Origin of the sequence: Dyadobacter diqingensis, from assembly GCF_024220585.1 — a bacterium.
Lineage (GTDB): Bacteria > Bacteroidota > Bacteroidia > Cytophagales > Spirosomataceae > Dyadobacter > Dyadobacter diqingensis.
On record NZ_JAMXKF010000007.1, the window covers coordinates 117,238 to 136,274 of the forward strand.

The 19,037-nt window shown below is 43.7% G+C and carries 9 protein-coding genes and 1 pseudogene; 3 read left to right on the forward strand and 7 right to left on the reverse strand.

From position 1 onward, the window contains the following. Positions 1–183: 183 nt before the first annotated feature. Together M1L62_RS19010 and M1L62_RS19015 are read left to right on the forward strand one after the other, a co-directional pair. On the forward strand, positions 184–1,506 hold the full coding sequence (locus tag M1L62_RS19010; protein ID WP_254561203.1) for a M16 family metallopeptidase: 1,323 nt from the start codon (positions 184–186) through the stop codon (positions 1,504–1,506). A gap of 49 nt (positions 1,507–1,555) precedes the next feature. Next, positions 1,556–2,932 carry a M16 family metallopeptidase gene (locus M1L62_RS19015; RefSeq protein ID WP_254561204.1) on the forward strand — a complete coding sequence of 459 codons (1,377 nt, stop codon included), beginning with the start codon at positions 1,556–1,558 and terminating at the stop codon, positions 2,930–2,932. Positions 2,933–3,527: 595 nt separating this feature from the next. On the opposite strand, the pseudogene M1L62_RS19020 reads toward M1L62_RS19015, so the two are convergent. From M1L62_RS19020 to M1L62_RS19030, 3 genes and pseudogenes are all read right to left on the reverse strand, one after another. Continuing rightward, positions 3,528–4,982: pseudogene (locus M1L62_RS19020) on the reverse strand (M20 family metallopeptidase); the annotation flags it as partial. A gap of 106 nt (positions 4,983–5,088) precedes the next feature. Beyond that, entirely contained in the window at positions 5,089–6,777 is a 1,689-nt protein-coding gene (locus tag M1L62_RS19025; RefSeq protein ID WP_254561206.1) for a RagB/SusD family nutrient uptake outer membrane protein, read from the reverse strand. Between the two features lie 109 nt (positions 6,778–6,886). Further along, positions 6,887–10,141, reverse strand: coding sequence for a SusC/RagA family TonB-linked outer membrane protein (locus M1L62_RS19030; protein WP_254561207.1), 3,255 nt, complete (start codon positions 10,139–10,141; stop codon positions 6,887–6,889). A 552-nt stretch (positions 10,142–10,693) separates the two neighbouring features. Here M1L62_RS19030 and M1L62_RS19035 point away from each other — a divergent pair. Continuing rightward, positions 10,694–11,557, forward strand: a complete 864-nt coding sequence (locus M1L62_RS19035) for a sugar phosphate isomerase/epimerase family protein (protein WP_254561208.1) — start codon at positions 10,694–10,696, stop codon at positions 11,555–11,557. Between the two features lie 178 nt (positions 11,558–11,735). Here the strand turns inward: M1L62_RS19035 and M1L62_RS19040 are convergent, their stop codons facing one another. The 4 genes from M1L62_RS19040 to M1L62_RS19055 all read right to left on the reverse strand — a co-directional run bounded on the left by M1L62_RS19040 (position 11,736) and on the right by M1L62_RS19055 (position 19,022). Further along, a complete protein-coding gene (locus M1L62_RS19040; protein WP_254561209.1) occupies positions 11,736–12,143 on the reverse strand; it encodes a GxxExxY protein in 408 nt (135 codons plus the stop codon). A 142-nt stretch (positions 12,144–12,285) separates the two neighbouring features. Then, positions 12,286–14,157 carry a RagB/SusD family nutrient uptake outer membrane protein gene (locus tag M1L62_RS19045; RefSeq protein ID WP_254561210.1) on the reverse strand — a complete coding sequence of 624 codons (1,872 nt, stop codon included), beginning with the start codon at positions 14,155–14,157 and terminating at the stop codon, positions 12,286–12,288. Positions 14,158–14,198: 41 nt separating this feature from the next. Continuing rightward, a complete protein-coding gene (locus M1L62_RS19050; RefSeq protein ID WP_254561211.1) occupies positions 14,199–17,702 on the reverse strand; it encodes a SusC/RagA family TonB-linked outer membrane protein in 3,504 nt (1,167 codons plus the stop codon). A 165-nt stretch (positions 17,703–17,867) separates the two neighbouring features. Continuing rightward, complete coding sequence (locus tag M1L62_RS19055; RefSeq protein WP_254561212.1) at positions 17,868–19,022, reverse strand: FecR family protein; 1,155 nt, start codon at positions 19,020–19,022, stop codon at positions 17,868–17,870. Positions 19,023–19,037: the final 15 nt, after the last annotated feature.

Sequence of the window (19,037 nt, forward strand, 5' to 3'; positions counted from 1 at the left end):
TATTTTATCCAAACCGATAAATATTCCAAATCCGGCTATGTCGTACGTAAAAAGTGGGTTAACACACGAAGTATTTGTCGTTTCACAGGGATTGAGACGACTTTTCATTACCATTCATCAAATTGCTGATTCCCGTTTCAGTTTTTTGGTTATTATTACAAAAACAAAAAATTTGACTCCTATATGAGGCTACGTAAACTATTGTTCGGAGCGGCGATGATGGCTGGTATTGGTTTGTCCAATGCCCAAAGCAAGCCCGAGGACGTAAAGACATTTATCCTTGCAAACGGCATGAAATTTCTGGTGTTGGAAGATCATTCCATTCCTAACGCCAATATGTATCTGTTCTGGAAAGTTGGATCCCGAAATGAAGTGCATGGCATTACCGGCTTATCCCATTTTTTTGAACACATGATGTTCAACGGCTCCAAAAATTATGGTCCCAAACAATTTGACCGGGTTATGGAAGCAAACGGTGGGTCAAACAACGCTTATACCAGCGAAAATGTGACCGTTTATACAGACTGGTTTCAGAAAGATGCACTGGAAACAATTTTCAAGCTGGAATCGGATCGGATTGCCGACTTAACCATTGACCCGAAAATGGTTGAGAGCGAGCGCGGCGTTGTACTATCGGAGCGCAGTACCGGTTTGGAAAACAGCAATTACCGCATGTTAAGCGAATTGGTACAGTCGGTTGCTTTTCAGGAACACCCTTATATGTTCCCGGTGATCGGATTTGAATCCGATATCAAAAGCTGGACGCAAAGTGATCTGGAAAATTATTTCAAAACCTATTATTCGCCCAACAACGCGACTGTCGTTGTCGTTGGCGATATTACGGTGGATCAGGTAAAAAAGTTTGCTGACCAATATATGGCGCCAATCCCGGCCAGAGGATTACCTCCAAAATTGCGGACGGTTGAACCGGAGCAAAACGGAGAACGCCGGGTTAACGCTTACAAAGATATCACGACTCCAAACGTGTTGCTGTCATACCATACGCCGCAAACGGGTCATGAAGATTATTATGCACTTGATTTGTTAAGCAGCCTACTGACTTCGGGGAATTCTTCGAGACTAGTTAAATCGCTGGTGATGGACACAACCATTGCGTCGCAGGTATATACTTTCATGAGTGAGGATTTTGATCCCGGTTTGTTTAACGTTTATGCCATCGCGGGGGATAATATTTCTGCCGGTGATCTTGAAAAATCCATTCTGGCGCAAATTGATGCCGTCATAAAAAGCGGAGTAACCGATACCGAGCTTCAAAAAGTAAAAAACCAGAAGCTGATGGAGTTTTACCGGAGCATGGAAACGATCAATGGAAAGGCCAACAGTATGGGCACCTATGACGTATTTTTTGGCGATTACCGCAAAATGTTTGACGCGCCGAAATTGTACGAAAAAGTCACGATAGAGGATATCAAACGTGTGGCAGCCAAATATTTTACTGAAAGAAACAGAACGGTAGGTTACCTGCTGCCTGAGAAAAAATCTTAGCCGCGATTCCAGTTCTTTTTCAGTTAATCCAAGACTTAAAAATTCAAAGATGAAAAATATACTTCTTTTGCTCCTGGCCCTGACAACCTTGTCTGCATCGGCGCAGAATAATTTCAAAGTACCGAAATACGAAAAATTCAAACTCAAAAACGGACTGACTGTCTACCTGATGGAACAGCATGAGGTGCCTTTGATTAATGTTTCGGCTGTATTCGACGCCGGATCCATTAATGATGGCGACCAATATGGCCTGGCTGCCTTAACGGCCGATGCGGTTGTTTTTGGCACACAGAAATACACAAAGTCGCAGATTGAAGAGATAACGGATTATGTGGGTGCCAACCTGTCAACCATGGCAGGTAAGGAGGGTGCAAGTGTGCGGTCCTCGTTTGCAGTGAAAGATCAGGATAAACTTTTTGACGTAATACAGCAGGTTATTATGTACCCTGTTTTTGACGCAACTGAATTTGACAAGCACAAGCAGCGTACTTTGCTGGAACTTGCGCAAGCCAAGGAAAGCCCGCGCAGCGTTATCGGTAATTATTTCAACGGATTTGTATTTGATAAACATCCTTATGCCACACCAACAGGCGGGACAAAGTCTACTGTCGATAAGATCACCGTTCAGGATGTGAAAAAGTTTTATCAAGGCAATTACACAAGCGGTAAAGGTGCGATCGCTGTCGCAGGTGATTTCAAAACGGCTGATATGAAAAAAAGGATCACAGCCCTTTTTGGTGACTGGAAAACTGCCGAAGCAAGAATGATCAAACGTGCAGTTCCTGAACTTAATTTTGACAAAAGCCGGGTTTTGCTGGTTAACAAAGACGATGCCCGCGAAACAACGTTTTATATCGGAGGCAAAGGAATTCCTTACAGCTCTCCGGATTATATTCCTGTTCTGGTTGTCAATACGGTTTTGGGCGGCAGGTTTACTTCCTGGTTAAACGATGCACTCCGTGTCAACTCGGGCCTTACGTATGGTGCAAGCAGCCGGTTTAGCCGTTATAAAATGGCAGGTACCTTTGTGATCAGCACCTTTACGAAAAATTCCACCACGGTACCTGCCGTTGATATGGCGCTGGATGTTCTGGACAGTTTACATAAAACCGGGATCGATGATAAGGTTCTGGCTTCGGCAAAAGCGTATGTAAAGGGTGATTTTCCTCCTGATTATGAGTCTTCCGGCGCGCTCGCGGGTTTATTAACGGATATGTTCATTTACAATTTTGATGAAAACTTCATCAATACCTTTCAGGCAAAAGTGGATGGATTGACCACGGCTCAGGCCAAATCAATTATCGAACAATATTTCCCGAAAGACAAACTACAATTTGTAATGGTAGGAAAATCTTCTGAAATAAAAGAACAGGTTAAAAAGTACGGAGAAGTGTCTGAAAAGCAGATTAAGGCAGACGGATATTGAGCGGGGGGACATCGGCAGTCGGCTATCAGCTGGGTTGCCGGAATGAGTTTGATGTCAATGTAAAATCATCGGCTTTCGATGGTCAATTTTTAGGCCAAAATGTCCCATCGCCATTTTGCCGACAGCTGACCGCCGAAAGCCGATGTCCACTTAAATCATCGGCTTTCGATGGTGAATTTTTAGGCCAAAATGTCCCATCACCATTTTAGCCGACAGCTTACCGCCGAAAGCCGATGTCAGCTTAAACTATCTACTTCCGATGGTAATTTTTAGGGCAAAATGTCTCATCACCCCTTTTTTCCGACAGCTGACCGCCGAAAGCCGATGTCCACTTAAATCGTCGGCTTCCGATGGTAATTTTTAGGCCAAAATGTCCCATCGCCATTTTGCCGACAGCTGACCGCCGAAAGCCGATGCCCCCTTATTAATTCCTGTAATCCAATGCGGGTTTCCGATCTCCCACCATCGCTTCATATTTAAAATTGGGACCTTTTGCTTTGACCCAATCAGCATGTGCTTTTTCGATTAAAGCCGGGTCTTTGAAGAAGTCAATGGCTGTCAGCGCAAGCGTTTTCGACGCTACCATCATCCCTTTTTTCCCGATTNCCAATGCGGGTTTCCGATCTCCCACCATCGCTTCATATTTAAAATTGGGACCTTTTGCTTTGACCCAATCAGCATGTGCTTTTTCGATTAAAGCCGGGTCTTTGAAGAAGTCAATGGCTGTCAGCGCAAGCGTTTTCGACGCTACCATCATCCCTTTTTTCCCGATTTCAGTACCCCCGGCTGCAACTGCCTGCCAGCTATGTGCAGGCGTGCCCGGGACCCATGTTGCCGTTCCCAGTCCCACAGTTGGAACTGCCCAGCTCACATCGCCCACATCTGTTGAACCTCCCATTCCCTCTACTTTTGTTGAAAAAGGAGGAATCATTTCAGCATCGCTGTACTTAGGTTTTGTCTCGGTAGATGCCGGCAGTGTGGAGATAATTTTTTCGGAGAAAGCGATTTCCTCGGGTGTATATTTAACACCGCCAACAGCTTCCAGATTCCTATACATAACACGGGAAAGCGACTCGATTGGTAATAAGTCATAAGCACCGCCGGTGACTTCCATTTCCACCGTCGTTCCAGTGCCCATGGCAGCTCCTTTTGAAGCTTCAACAATTCTTGACCAGACGTCCCGTACCACGTCACGGTTTTTATGACGGGCGTAATAATACACCTCGGCAAAAGCCGGCACTACGTTGGGTGCTTCACCGCCACGGGTAATTACATAATGGATCCGAGTCTCCTGTGGTATATGCTCCCGCATCATGTTGACCATATAGTTCATTGATTCTACACCATCCAAAGCGGAACGGCCACGTTCCGGTGCGCCCGCAGCATGTGCCGCGACACCGTAAAAACGGAATTTTGCCGAGACATTGGCCAGCGACGACGACGGATTCGCTGAATTATGATCGCTTGGATGCCAGTGCAAAACGATATCCGAGTCCTTAAATACACCTTCCCTGACCATGTATACTTTTCCCGACCCACCTTCCTCCGCAGGACAGCCCATCAATTTGATCGTACCCGTTTTTCCATTTTGTTTCAACCAGTCTTTTACCGCAATAGCAGCCGCAACAGAGCCCGTTCCAAACAGATGATGGCCGCAAGCATGACCCGCCTTTTGCCCTTCAATAACCTTGCGTTCAGGAACAGCTTCCTGAGCCATACCTGGCAATGCGTCATACTCGGCCAAAATGCTGATCACCGGTTTTCCTTGACCATAAGTCGCCACAAAGGCCGTAGGAATTCCGGCAACGCCTTCCTCCATTGTAAACCCCTCCTTTTTCAACTCATCTTTCAGGATTGCTGAACTTTTGTACTCTTTATAGCCCACTTCCGCCAGATCCCATATCTGTTTCGACACATCTCCGTAATGATCTTTTTTCTTATCCAGGCCGGCAATCACTTCCTTTTGTTCTTTGGTGACTGCTGCTTGTCCATAGACTGTAAAAACATTTAAACTCAGCAAAGCCAGTATTCCTAAATTGCTTCTTTTCATCGGTATAGGTTTTCGGTTAATGATCTGTAAAAATAAGACAGGAAGGCAGTTTCCCACCTTCCTGTCAAGTATTTGACTATAAACAATGTGACATCTTTTCAGATTGTTAAAAATTCGGGTTTTTCGTAGCTGCACCGGTCGATGGATTCAACTCAGATTCATCGGCAGGCACATCCCAATAATCAAGGAAGTTATAGTTGATTGTAACGTTTTTATTAACAACACCAGCTGAGGTCACGATAGTATTTCCATAACTTCCGCCACCATTGGCAATGTCGTACGTCCAGCCCCATCTCCTGTTATCGTAGAAAGACAAACCTCTGTAAATAAGTGCAACTCTTCTTTCCTTGACAAGTTCAGTCAACGCATCTGCCAGACTTAAACCCGTACCGGCAACTGCTGTAAGGCCAGCGCCCATGTAGGTACGCACGGCATCTACATAACCAAGGCCGGTTTCAATATCACCCAAACGCATACTTGCCTCCGCCAGCATCAGGGTATTTTCCTCATAACTTCCCGCAATGTAAAGCTCATAGGCACCGACAGTTTTGTTGCCATAAACATAAACACCCGCTGCTCCCGCACCACCGTCGATAACGTTATAGCGCGTCGTGAAGGTAAAGTTGTTTTTGTAGGTTGTAGCGGTTCCGAAGTTATTTGTAAACCTTTTGTCTCCTGTTTTAAAATTCTGGATAAACCGCTCGCTGATCTTAAAGGTAGAACTCGTGTTAACACCGGTTGTTAAAGCCGCAGCTGTACCGCCTGTTGCAGAGAAAAAATAGTTATTTGAGGTACTTCTCCCTGTAAATACAATATCCCCTTTTTGAATACCAGCCTTCGAAAGTGTCAGCACATTGTTCCAGTCAGCGGTTGTCATGTTCGATGTCGATGATTTGGAAATCGTGGCAGCCGGGTTACCTTTTACAAACGGAGATAACTTGTTCAGCAAAATATTCCGGGCAAGCATGGTATTGATATTCCTCTTCCACATTGCTTTGGTAGGGACACCGCCATTTCCAACCTGGTTGAATTCTGGAATCAATTCTCCTAAAATTGCTTCGTAGTCAGATTCACTGGAAACTGCGTCAATCGTAGTGGAAGCCAGTTTGAAATATTCATCTGATTTGGCCAGGATTGCGTCGTGCAGTACGTAGTTGGGATTTTTGGTTCCAACCGGCTGTACTTCATCAATGATCAGTCCCGAATAATACATGGAACCGATTGAAGCGTAGGCATAGGCCTTCCACCAGTAACACCAGGCTTTCACAGTAGCCGCTTTCGATGCCTGATCGCCCGAAAATTTTATGTTATCAACAAGGCTCAGCACATTGTTACAGGCATTGTTAAGGGCATACATATTCAGCCATTGATAATATATCGGATTATTTCCCGCACCCGTGGAAGCACGTGTATTGTACGAACGGATAATTCCGATTGACGGAGAAGCATTGGATACTTTCGTACCGTCGTCCATAATAATATAATTAGGCACACCAATCGTGGTGATCTGGTTATTGGAAGCATCCGCACCCAGATTGTCGGCAAGCAGTTCGTTGTATCCCCATGGCAGAGAGAAATAACTGTTCCCTAACCAGCCGTCTCCGTTGTAAAAACCGTTGATATAAACACCTCCCTGCGCAAGTGACACAAGCCCAGACTCTGTGTTCACGTTCAGATCTATCTGTGGCGCATTAGGGTTTCCAACGTCCAGTTTATCTTTACAGCTAAAACTTCCGAAAGCAAGCGTCGCTGCCAAAGCTATCTGAACAAATTTATCTTTATTTCTGATTATCATTTTTTCCAATTTAAAAGTTGACAAAAAGCAGAACTTCTCATTTCCTTCTGCTGAATCCTGTGTTTACATTTTAAATCATGCTATCCGCAATCATTAACTCCGGCAATACTTAAAATCCGATATTCAAACCAACCTGATATGACTTTGTATTAGGTAAAGTACTGTGATCCACTCCCCTGTCGAATGAAGAGTTTACCGATCCCGAACTTACCTCCGGATCATATCCTGAATAATTGGTAAAAGTCAGAATGTTTCTGCCTGTGAATACCAGCTGGCATTTGCTGATGCGGGGCATGTGGAAAAGTTTGGCAAAATCAAATGCAAGCGATAAGTTTCTTAATCTCATAAAAGAGGCATCTTCAAGGAAAAAGTCTTTCGTAGCATTGTTTCCTGATCCGCGCAAACTACCCCAAAGTCCGTAATAAGCACTTGACCAATACGCCGAATAAGCGCCGGTTTTACCATCAATGGTTACCGGTTTTTCAAAATCGCCGCTTATCCCGTCACGATACATCCACTCCTTTGTCTGGTTGTAAAGATGGCTTTTGTAAACCCAGTCAAACTGGAAACCAAATGTGATAAAATTTTTGATCGTAAAAGAGTTGATAAACGAGGCGTTGAACTTTGGATTAGGATTGGCCAGCGCATATTTCTCGTCGGTGAACTGTATCTGATATGTTCGTTTATCCACCACACGACCATCAACAATTTCATAGTTGGCAGCATTTGCTTCACTGATATAACGTGTACCATCCTTACGTTGAAAATCGAGACTTGTCATGGCTTTATAACCATAGATCTGTCCGATCTGCTGACCGCCCGTTAAAACCAAAGCGGCATCACCCGCTCCCGAATTTGTGATGATATCAACACCGCCCGCCACTGCATCAATTTTGGAAATCTGATGTCCGAAGTTGGTTGTGAAATCCCACTTGAAATTTTTGGAGTTATAAACAGGAAGATTTAACGAAAACTGAACACCGTTGGACGACATATCGATCGCATTGGTCAACTGGCCTGTTGAGCCACTCGAAGGCGCGACGCTAACAGTATAAATCACATTCTCGCTCTTGCGTTTCCAATAAGTAAAGGATCCGTTGATGCTGTTGAGCCATGGACTTTCATTGAATGCACTGACGGTAAAATCTGTCCCCACTTCAAACTCCTTTGAAACCTCCACTTGCAGGTTCGGGTTTTTGGGAGCTGTCGGTATTGTGTAAATAAGTGACGAACCCAGATTTTGCTGACCAATAACAGGATATCTGTCAAAAGCACCAGGCTGGATACCCGCCTCACCATAAGCCGCACGAAGTTTAAAATACGGTACTGCGTCGGTCAGCGCCGAATTAGTAAGGAAAGAAAACGGAAGAATGTGACCATCAAAGTGAGGGAAGGTAAATGGTTTTGAACCGCCACCAAATGCCGACGACCAGTCACTTCTGAAACCTGCCGTGATTCCACCATAATCTCCGAAGTCAATTTTCTGATTGATCAAATATCCATATGTTACAAAAGGTTCTTTGTAATCTCTCGCAACGGCCTGTGAAGATGTCGCCGAAATGTTGGTAGGAGGCGATAATGATAAACCTACACCGTAAGTATTATATTCCTTGTACATTTTATTACGATAGTCAAACGACACCTGCGTGCTTGTCTGAATAGGTAATTTAATGTGGAAATCCTTTTCAAAATCTGTTCTCACATAAGCGGTCGCCAAAAAGTTTTGAAAAACAGAGCTATACGACCAGTCATCAATTTCTCCCAATAAATCCGGTGCATTTGTTCCAACCCAGTTGTCGTAATAAACAGAATTGGCATTTTCAGACTGGTTTTTATAAGTCCATCTTGCGTTTTCAGTACGGTAATTGATGCCATATTTAGCATTCAGCTCCAAGAATCTGTTGATGTTGTAACTGGCGTCAAAATTCTGAATAACATCAATTTTATGATCTATACTGGATGCATAAGTCTGGCGATAAAAAGGGTTACCCGCGTTGATACTTAAAAAGTCTGCGGTTTGATAACCCGGATAAGAGCCATCCGCATTTTTTCTTGTCAGATCAAAAAACGGAGACGTGTTAAGGAAACTGTAAACCCCACCGTGCGTACCCAGGGCAGTGCCCTTTCCGTAATCCTCGCCACCGGCACCACCTAAACCTGGCACCAGATTATTTTTCGTATAAACCAGCTGCGTCGTTGAGCGAATTTTAAACCCTTTAAATAACTCTGTACCAACATTTACCGAAAGATTACTTCTGTCCACCGAGCCGTTTTTCATTACCGGACTCACCGTGTGATTGTTGGCCGCAGATATCGCGAAGTCGCTTTTATCGGAGCCACCGGAAAGACTAAGGCTGTTATTAAATGTTGTACCTGTTTTGAATACCTGCTTGAAGTGATCGTAATACCGGAAATTGGCATTGTAGGGTTTATCCGCAACATTCCGGATATCCTGAATCGCATAACGGGTAGCGCCTCCATACGTATAAGATATACCCTCGATGGAACCGATATCATTGTAATCCAGTATTTTCCCAGCTGAATTGATGATATTGTTGTTTGCGTCCGTCAAATAAGGATGGAGCTTCGCTTTGTGTACATCACCGTTGTTCAAAAATGTGTTAAAGGAATAACTGGTTGAAAAATTTACAGCGAGAGCCCCTTTTTTCCCTTTTTTTGTAAAGATCTGAATTACGCCATTGGCACCCTGGGCACCATAAATGGCAGCGGATGCAGCTCCCTGTACAACTTCAATTCTTTCCACATTACTAAGATCAAGCGAGTTGATATCAGTGCCTGCAAGCTGTACACCATCAACCATAATCAAAGGCTGCGTACCTCCCTGAACCGTGTTGATACCCCGCAGGACAATATTCACGGGATCGCCCGGGTTACCGGAAACTGAGGAAATCTGAGCACCGGGAATCTTTCCGATCAAAGCCTGATCAATAGAAGCTGTTGGCGTCTGCGGAAGGTTTTTAGCTGAAATACTCTCCACCGCGATACCAAGTTTCGCTTTGGTGGTGGCAACCCCGCTACCCGTGACAACTACTTCGCTCAGGATACGCGCATCCGAAACCAGTTTTACGTCAATAACAGAAGCGCTGCTAATTGTAATTTCCTGGGAAATCATACCAACAAAACTAAAAACTAACTTTCCTTTGTTTGGAACCGAGATTTTGTAGGTTCCGTCCATGTCTGTGGTAGTACCCACATTGGTTCCGCCAACCAAAATGTTGACACCCGGAAGCGGCGATTCGTCATCAGCAAAGGTAACCACACCTGTTACTTGTCTGTCTTGCGCCCATAGAAAGGATGAGCAAGAGCATACGCATAGTATGCTCAGGAGTAAAATTTTCTTCATTCAAAATAGTTAGTTAGGTAGAAATGTCACTGCACTGAAAACTAAATTTAAATAAAGATATTACTAATACAAACTTCTTAAAAAAATTAATTAACTAATATATAATTTGCCACAACAGTTATTTTTACAATATTTTATTCGTTAAATATTACTTTATACATTATATCCTATACATTAATGATTAGAGAATAAATCGGGTATCTGATTCGATTATTTATATGATATTTTTTATTTATATATTTCAATAAAAAAAATTTACACGGAAAGAATATTTTTTCTCAGACTAAGAATTATTTCGACGTTTCATAAAAAAACAGCCAGCAACTTATTCTTCCGATCATTCGAAAACAATGCAGCATATCAGCTAATTAACTTTCAGTAACTTAATTCTGTCAGATTATCGACCAGGATTAGGCAAGACTAATTGCAGTATTTTTGTAGTAGTAATTTCTTTTATCATTTTCATTACATTTTCCCGACCAATACGACGAATCCCCAATTTTGTGGACCTTAGTATGAATCGGTGCATTTAATCATTTAGACATAGAAGAAATGAATAAAATCTCCTGCTTTTCCAAGATTTTGATCGCTTTGGCACTGGCACACAGCGCTTCTTTTGCTCAATCGGGCAAGCCGTTATATACAAAGCCTATCGGTGCCCAGGCTTATACTTTCAGATCCAGTTTTCCGAAGGGAATTGAAGCGACACTCGATTCAATACAGGCCTTTGGAATAACCGAGCTCGAAGGCGGTCCTCAAAAAGGTATGTCTGCCGAGGAACTCAGAAAGCAACTGGACAAAAGGAATATCAAAATGCCGTCGATCGGAGCGGGATATGAGGCACTGATAAAAAATCCGCAGGAAACGATTGATAATGCAAAAATCCTTGGCGCAAACTTCGTGATGGTCGCCTGGATTCCGCATGAAAAAGGCAATTTCAATATCGCAACTGCGAAAAAAGCCGTTGAAGATTTTAATAAGGCAGGCAAAATCCTGAAAGAAAGTGGGATTACGCTTTGTTATCACAACCACGGTTATGAGTTTGTGCCATACGAGGGAGGAACACTTTTCGATTATATTGTTAAAAATACGGATCCGAAATACGTGTCTTTCGAAATGGACGTGCTCTGGACCGCATTTCCAGGCCAGGATCCGGTAGCATTGTTAAACAAGTATGGAAACCGCTGGAAACTGATGCACCTAAAAGATTTACGCAAAGGGGTAAAAGGAGATTTATCTGGCGGAACGCCGGTGGAAAATGATGTCGCGCTCGGAACCGGGTCAATCGATATTCCAGGTGTTTTGAAAGCAGCCAAAAAAGCTGGTATCAAACACTATTTCATCGAGGACGAAAGCCCTTCTTTCATGAAACAAGTGCCACAAACCATCGCTTACATCAAAGGTTTGAAGGAGTAACGGTTATTTACAAAATATTTTTCTACCACCTGAGACATATTAGGTTCACCTCAGTTTTGTATGTTTTCTGTGTAAACAATTAAGTCAAACTGACCTATTTTATCTACCACCTAAGACATATAAGGCAACCTAAGGTGAATCTCATATGTCTAAGGTGGTAGCTAAAACTAATATTTTCTCAATCAAGGTCGCGATAGAATTCGTTGACGTATGGTTTCTTACCGGTTTGGATAATGTTTGTGCAATTAAAATTTATCAAAAGTCCCTTTGGCGCCTTTAATAACTTCATGTAGGTAAGAATTTGCGCTTCGTGAATAGGCAAAATGGAGTCAACTGCTTTTACTTCGATAACCAGGCAGTTGTTGATATAAAAATCAACACGCAGGGCGGTATCCAAATGAAATTCCTTATAGATCACGTCAATATGATGTTCGGAAGAAAACACCATGTTTCTCAACCGTAATTCATGAGCAAGACATTTCTGGTAAACACTCTCCAAAAGGCCAGGGCCAAGATGTTTGTGCACATCGATGATCGCGCCGGTAAGCTGATATTCCAGCTCATTCAAATACTTTTTTGTCAGCATGAGGTAAATGAGTTAAACCATCTAAGACATATTAGTTTCACCTAAGAAAATATTCAACAGTCTTTTAGACACCGAACGACTGCTCAGGTAACCGATATTTGTTCAGAATATCAAATATGTCCCAGATGGTTTAGATCGATATTTACCAGCCTGGATTTTGAATCAGCGTTGGTGTCCTCTGAAGCTCATCCTGCATGATTGGGAAAAGATAATGTCGGGGTGCCTGAAAAACCCTGCTTTCTACAAAAAAACGCTTCATTTTGTATTTTTTACCGTCGACGACGATCTTTCCATCCGGATCTTCAACTGGCCTCATGCCATTAATCATTCTCTGACTTTTCGGATAAGGCCAGGCTTTCTGCGAGCGGTCGTCGTTTGTACTTCCTGCGGACTGCCACGCTTGTTCTTTCGCTAATTCTTTTGGAGAACTGGCATCCAGATATAACCTTGTACCCCAGATCCTGTTATTTTCATAAAACAACTCAACACGTCTTTCACGTTTGATATACTCATCCATCAGTGCTTTGTCGGCGCTGGCTGCCGTGGGAATTGGTGCCATAAAAGAACGCTTGCGGACCTGATTGATCAGTTCATAAATCTCAGCATTGGGACCGGCCGTTTCGTTGACAGCTTCACAATAGATGTAGATAAATTCAGGTAGACGCCATACCGGTGGCCCGCTGATAGCAAAGCTTTTATCCCTGTTCCATGATTCTCTAAGAATTTTTCTCAAAAAGTATCCGGTGGTAGAAGAGTTTGTAGCGCCCACCCTGTCGGCACCGGTTGCCGTATTGATTACTTTTCCTTTAAATGTCGAACCGTGGTAAATGATATCTCTGTAAAAACGCGGATCTCTTTTTACGCTTTCATATGGATTGGCATCGTCATAACCATCTGTTTTAGCGCGAGAACTGTAAACAGGATAACCAAAACCATCCGGCGCGATGTATTCATATTCGTCAACCTGCTCCTGAACCGGCATTTGCCGTGAACTACCTCCCCAGCTTGGCGGATAAATATCTCCCTGCCAGTTGTTATCTTTATCCCGTGTCACCAGAAAAACCGCCTCCTTTTGAAACGCCTCCATGTTATGATACAAATCCCAAAGCCGTGCATACACCTTTGAATTATTGTTATTTGTACCCGCATCATCTTTAAAATCGGACCCATCATGTCCTGTATAAAGACTGAACCTTTGTGCCCCGTCGGCCTTATATTCCATCACTGCTTTGGCGGCATCCCTCGCAGCAATCCAGCGTGACTGGTTATAAGCATATTCAGCTTTAAACTGACGTGTATCATTGGGAAATGCACCGCCATTCCACATGGGTGTAGCAGCCATCCAGGAAATAATAGCTTTCAGGCCCAGACAAGCTCCTTTGTCGATTCTTCCAAAATCGGAACCACCCCATGTTGCCGGCACCAATGCCATGGCTGAATCACAATCCTGGATAACCTTAGCCGCGATTGCGTGAAAAGATTCCTGCTTGAAATCCATTGGGTCCGTCGGCTGAATGGTTCTGTTGATATACACAACTTCGCCATACATCCGTGCCGCCAAGTAATGCAGATAAGCCCTCATAAAATATGTTTCGCCCTTTCTTTTCTGCAAATCTCCGGCTTGCAAAGGATTATCCGGCGTATTGTACTTTTTCACACCTTCCAAAATCACATTGGCTTTTCTGATCCGTGCATACAAATCCCACCAATACTGACCCTTGCTGCTTCGGTCGGGCATAGCGCTCGGACTCCAGTCGCCGTTGTTAAATTTATTGGTAAGACTCCCTTCTGCCGTCGAGCCTTCCGCCTCGTCAGTAACAGGGGCAGACGAAAAGTGATTAAAGAATACCAACGGACTGTTAGATCCCTTCACGTTGTCGTATAAATCTGTTACCAACTGATTAACCTTGTTATAACGTGTAAAAACCTGCTCTGCATCCAGCTGATCATCCGGCTTTCTATCCAGAAAATCCTCCTGACAAGCGGTGAGTAATGCCGCGCAGGTCAGTATCAAGCAATAAATCGTTTTAGCCTTCATAGTTATTTCAAATAAGATTAGAATGAGATATCTACACCAAAATTCAACACCTTCTGGATCGGATACCAGTCCCCGGAGCCTTGCCTGGTTTCAGGATCCATATCCACTTTATCGAGTCCGTCCCAGGTAAAGAGATTCATACCCTGCGCATAAAACCTGACCTGGCTGAGACCTATCGTTTTGATCATTCGCTTCGGCAGGTTATATCCCAATTCTATTGTTTTCAAACGAACATATTTTGAATTGTAAAGAAACAAGCTGCTGTTGTCATTCTTGTTGTTGGTATAATCACCGTAATGAAGTGCAGGATACGTAGCAGTTTCGGCAGTTTCAGGTGTCCACCGTTCAAGGTGCATCGGTTTGACCTTTCCATATTTGTCTTGCGAGAATAACGGAAAATCATACACTGCTGCGCCGGATAACTGTACCGAAGCACGCGCAGCTCCCTGAAACAGCATACTGAAATCAAAATTCCTGAATTTGACACCAACCGGAATACCAAACATAATTTCCGGATTTCTTGGATTTCCGAGACTGGTGCGGTCTCCAAGATCATCCACTTTTCCGTCACCATTAAGATCTTTATACACAACATCTCCCGGTCGCAAAGAGCCCCAGGTTTGGAAACCGCCGCCATTGTTCATCGCATTCAGCTGGTCGGCTTCTGCCTGGTTTTTCACTAAATGATCAAAAATATAGGAGAAGTGCTCTCCAATTCTTTTTCCAGTGTTTGCCCTACCCGCAGAAGCATAAGGAATTTCATTCATGAAAATGATCTTATTCCGTGCGAAGGTGAAGTTCGGTTTGATAAAATAGGTAAAATCTTTCCCAACCGAGCCGTTGTACCCAATCTCAAAATCAAAACCTTTGTTATTCACAATACCCGAATTAATGTATGGCGCATCTTTCCCCACGATATCTGAAAAACCGAGCTTGTTTCCGCCGCTCATATCCGTGATGATATCATAACGATGCTCACGGAACAGGTCAAGGGATAAGGTGACGTGCTTAAAGATTGTTGCATCGATACCAATATTGGTTTTCCGCGCTTTTTCCCAGGTTAAGTCAGGATTTGCCAGATCACCTTCAAAGAGATAACCGCCAGCACCGGAACCAAAATTATCGGTACCAAAATTGTAATCATAGTCTCTGCCGCCAAAGTATTGCAGGTAGATAAAACGTTTGTCATTAGGAACCTTGTCACTCCCGACAAGCCCGAATGAACCCCGAATTTTCAAACTATTGATAACCGTTGAATTTTGCAGGAATCCTTCTTTCGATAAAACCCAACCCGCAGAAACCGACGGAAAAAATCCATATCTTTTGCCTTTGGCAAAGTTTTCAGAACCATTGTACGCAGCATTGACTTCAAACAGATACTTGTCTGCATATCCGTAAGTTGCCCTGGCCGTTAGTCCCTGATAACTGAACGGAACCTGATTTTTGATAACCCGTTTCGACCTGTTACCAAGAACCATTGCCGTTACTCCATGGCTTCCAAAATGACGCATATAGTCCAGTTTGACCTGAACATAAGTCCGGTTATCATTGTCGTTGTAGTTATATCCGTTGCCAATCGTTTGATCGATATTATACTTATTCCCCGTTTTATACGCACCGGTGTAGTGTCCCGGATTCATATAGATGTCGCTCCCGCTGGTGGGGACAAAGGTTGCATAACCCGGATATTCGCGGTATCCTTCTGAGTAAGTATTAACCTTCCGGTCGATCCAGCCGCCGGTTGAAGCATCGTAGGAAAAGATACCATCCAGGGAAAGCCCTTTTGTAATAAAATCAAGCTTGTGTCCCAGTGAAAATGATCCGTTCAGGTAGGTATTCTTTTCATTCAGGAAACCGGTACGGCTTAATTCTCCCAGAATATTGAAGCGGTAAATCTGGTCTCCGTAAAGCATTCCCAACGGGTTATTGATCTGATAAACGCGGTTAGCCGGATCATCGTTACTCTCAACCACAATCGGCAGAAAAGACGGCTGCGTATTGGCCATTTCAACAATCCTGTTTGCCGTTGTTCCCGGCGCGGTGCGGTCAGTTATCCTTGCACCGATATCCAGTTTTGCATAAAAATTGTCCGTGATATCAATGTCAATATTCGAGCGGAAGTTGTATCGTTTAAACACCGCCTGCGTATTGTTACTTCCAAGATCCGTGTGTTTGTAATTTCCATCCTGCTGAAAATAATTGGCCAGCACAAAGTAACGGGCACGCACAGATCCGCCGCTGATCGAAAGGCTGTAATCTTTCTGAACACCAGGTTTAAAAGCATAGTCAAAATAATCCCAGTTATAACCCAGACCATCAGAATTATCACCCTTTGCCTTACGGAAATTGGCTATTGCGGTTTCTGAAAAAAGATTGAGCGTAGCCGGATCCGTATTGGGATGATCATTTCTTTTAGCCTCATTGTACAACATGGCGTAATCAGCAGAGCCCAGATATTTTGGAAATTTCACCGGCTGATTTGTCCCGACAGAAGCTTTGAAGTTTACCGTTGCCTTATCCTGTACCTTCCCTCTTCTGGTCGTGATCAAAATCACCCCATTGGCACCTCGCACACCATAAGGTGCCGTCGCCGAGGCATCTTTCAAAATTGTAAAAGTTTCAATCTCTGACGGAGCCAGATAATCCATACTTCTTTCCAGACCGTCGATAATGACGATTGGAGCCGTATTTCCGTAAGTTGCCGTACCTCTTATAAAAATATCGCTGCGGTCCACGCCAGGCTCCCCACCACTAAACTGGTTTGCAAACAAACCCGGAAGCCTCCCCGCCAGTGCATTGGTAATGCTTGCCGTCGGGCTTTGTTTCAAATCCTCCGTTGTAATGGTAGAAATTGCTCCGGTTATCGTCGCCTTCCTTTGCGAACCGTACCCTACAATCACCAACTCTTCAAGCCCTCCGAGATCCTCTTCAAGCTGAATCGTAAAGGTTGTCTGGGCACCGACCAATTGTTCCTTCCCAAGATAACCGATGTAAGAAATAACAAGCACATCGCCCGGGTTGGCCTCAATTTTAAACTTTCCGTTTACATCAGACGAAGTGCCCTTGTCAGTACCTTTCACAATAACCGTGGCACCCGGCAAAGCCGCTCCCCTGGCATCCTGAATAAGCCCTGAAATTTCTCTGATTAAAATCTCTGGCTCCATCGCCGTCGACATGTTAAGCATCTTAATCCCTCCGGAAGTAGCTCTGGTATCCCTTTTTTCAAAAACAGCGACCTGCTTCCCGACCAACTTATAGGTCAGGTCAGTACCCCGCAGTGCTTTATCCAAAATGACCGGAATTGTTTCGTTTTTTAAACTGATTGTGAGGTTATTCTGCTCTCTGCCTAAAAAAAGATCGTCTTTGTAAAAAATGTGGTAGTCTGTTTTTTCCTGGATCTGTTCGAAGAGCGTGTTCAGATTTCCGTTTTTGATCTGAACATCCATTCTGTTCTTTTGAGAAAAACCGTTAGCATGCACGCCCATCATAGCGACCCAAAACAGAAACATGGTTAGTTTCATAATTCGCAACAGTTTTTGATGACGAAACCCAATGACTGGGCAATACCATAAATGGTCAAATTTTTTCATAAATTTGAATCAGCTTTTGTGTATACAATTGTTTAAGATTAACCTGCTTGCTGGCAGGTTTTCATTGACGGAAGGCGTTGCTGCGCCTTCCGTTTTTTATTCTTTAATAGTATTTTTCTCTAAAATGAACCTCCTTTCCGTTTGGTGATAGTTAAGTGAATTACTTGCTGCAATGATATCGATGATCTCCGGGAGCGTGTTCCGCAAATCCAGATGCCCCTTAAACTTAACCGAACCGAGTTGCTTATCGCCAAGCAAAAGTTCGACGTTGTAATAGCGGGAAAGTCGTTTTAAAATATCGTTTAGAGGTGCTTCCTTTAAAATCAGATAGCCCCTTTTCCAGGAGGTATATTCTTCTATATCTACTTCGGTTACGTTTAACACTTTATTGGCAGGATCATAACTGGCGCGGGTGCCAGGTACCATTTTTCTTTTAGAAGATCCCAAAAACGATTTTTTATTCGTCGTCAGCTCAATACTTCCTTTTGCCAGCACGGCGTGGGTTTGACTATCGTCGTTGTAAGCGCTGACGTCAAACTCCGTCCCCAGTACCTCTACTTTGATATTTTTGGTATGCACATAAAAAGGGATTTCATTACGATGGCGTACCGAGAAATAAGCCTGTCCTTCCAGATAAACCTCTCTTGCTTTTTCTGTAAAACGTGATGGATAAACAAGCTTGGAGCCGGAATTAACCCATATTTCCGTTCCGTCCTGCAAGGTTAAAAAAGCTCTTTTTCCATAGGGAACGAGGAGGGTATTGTAGCTGCTTTCAAGGTCTGACAACGCCTGATTAACGACGGCTACCGAGTCGATCTGGATTGCTTCTCCGGTTTGTTTGTAAACAAGGGAGGAATTTTTCTTCGTTAGCTGAATTTTCCGCTTATCAGCCAGTATCAGCTGCGTTGCTGCGCCGCTGTCTACGATTGCCGCAGCCGTTCTTTCCATAGCGGATTCTGTATTTTCCCGCAACGCGTAGTACCCTATACCCACTGCAAATAGGATGGCTATCGTCGCAGCAATTCGCAGCCATATAGGCCTTACCGACCTGGCCGTTTCCTGTTTTTCAGACAGCAGGTTCTCTGAAATCCTGTTCCATAAATCAGCCTTTTCCTCGGCTGGTAATTTTTCATTGCCAACAGATTTGATAAGACGCCCGGTGTTTTCAATGATCTTCCGCTGTTCCGGGGTAAGATCATTTGATTCTTCCGAGAGGAATTTATCCAGCTTATCTTTTCTTCTATTCTTCATGTGAGGTCGTATTTA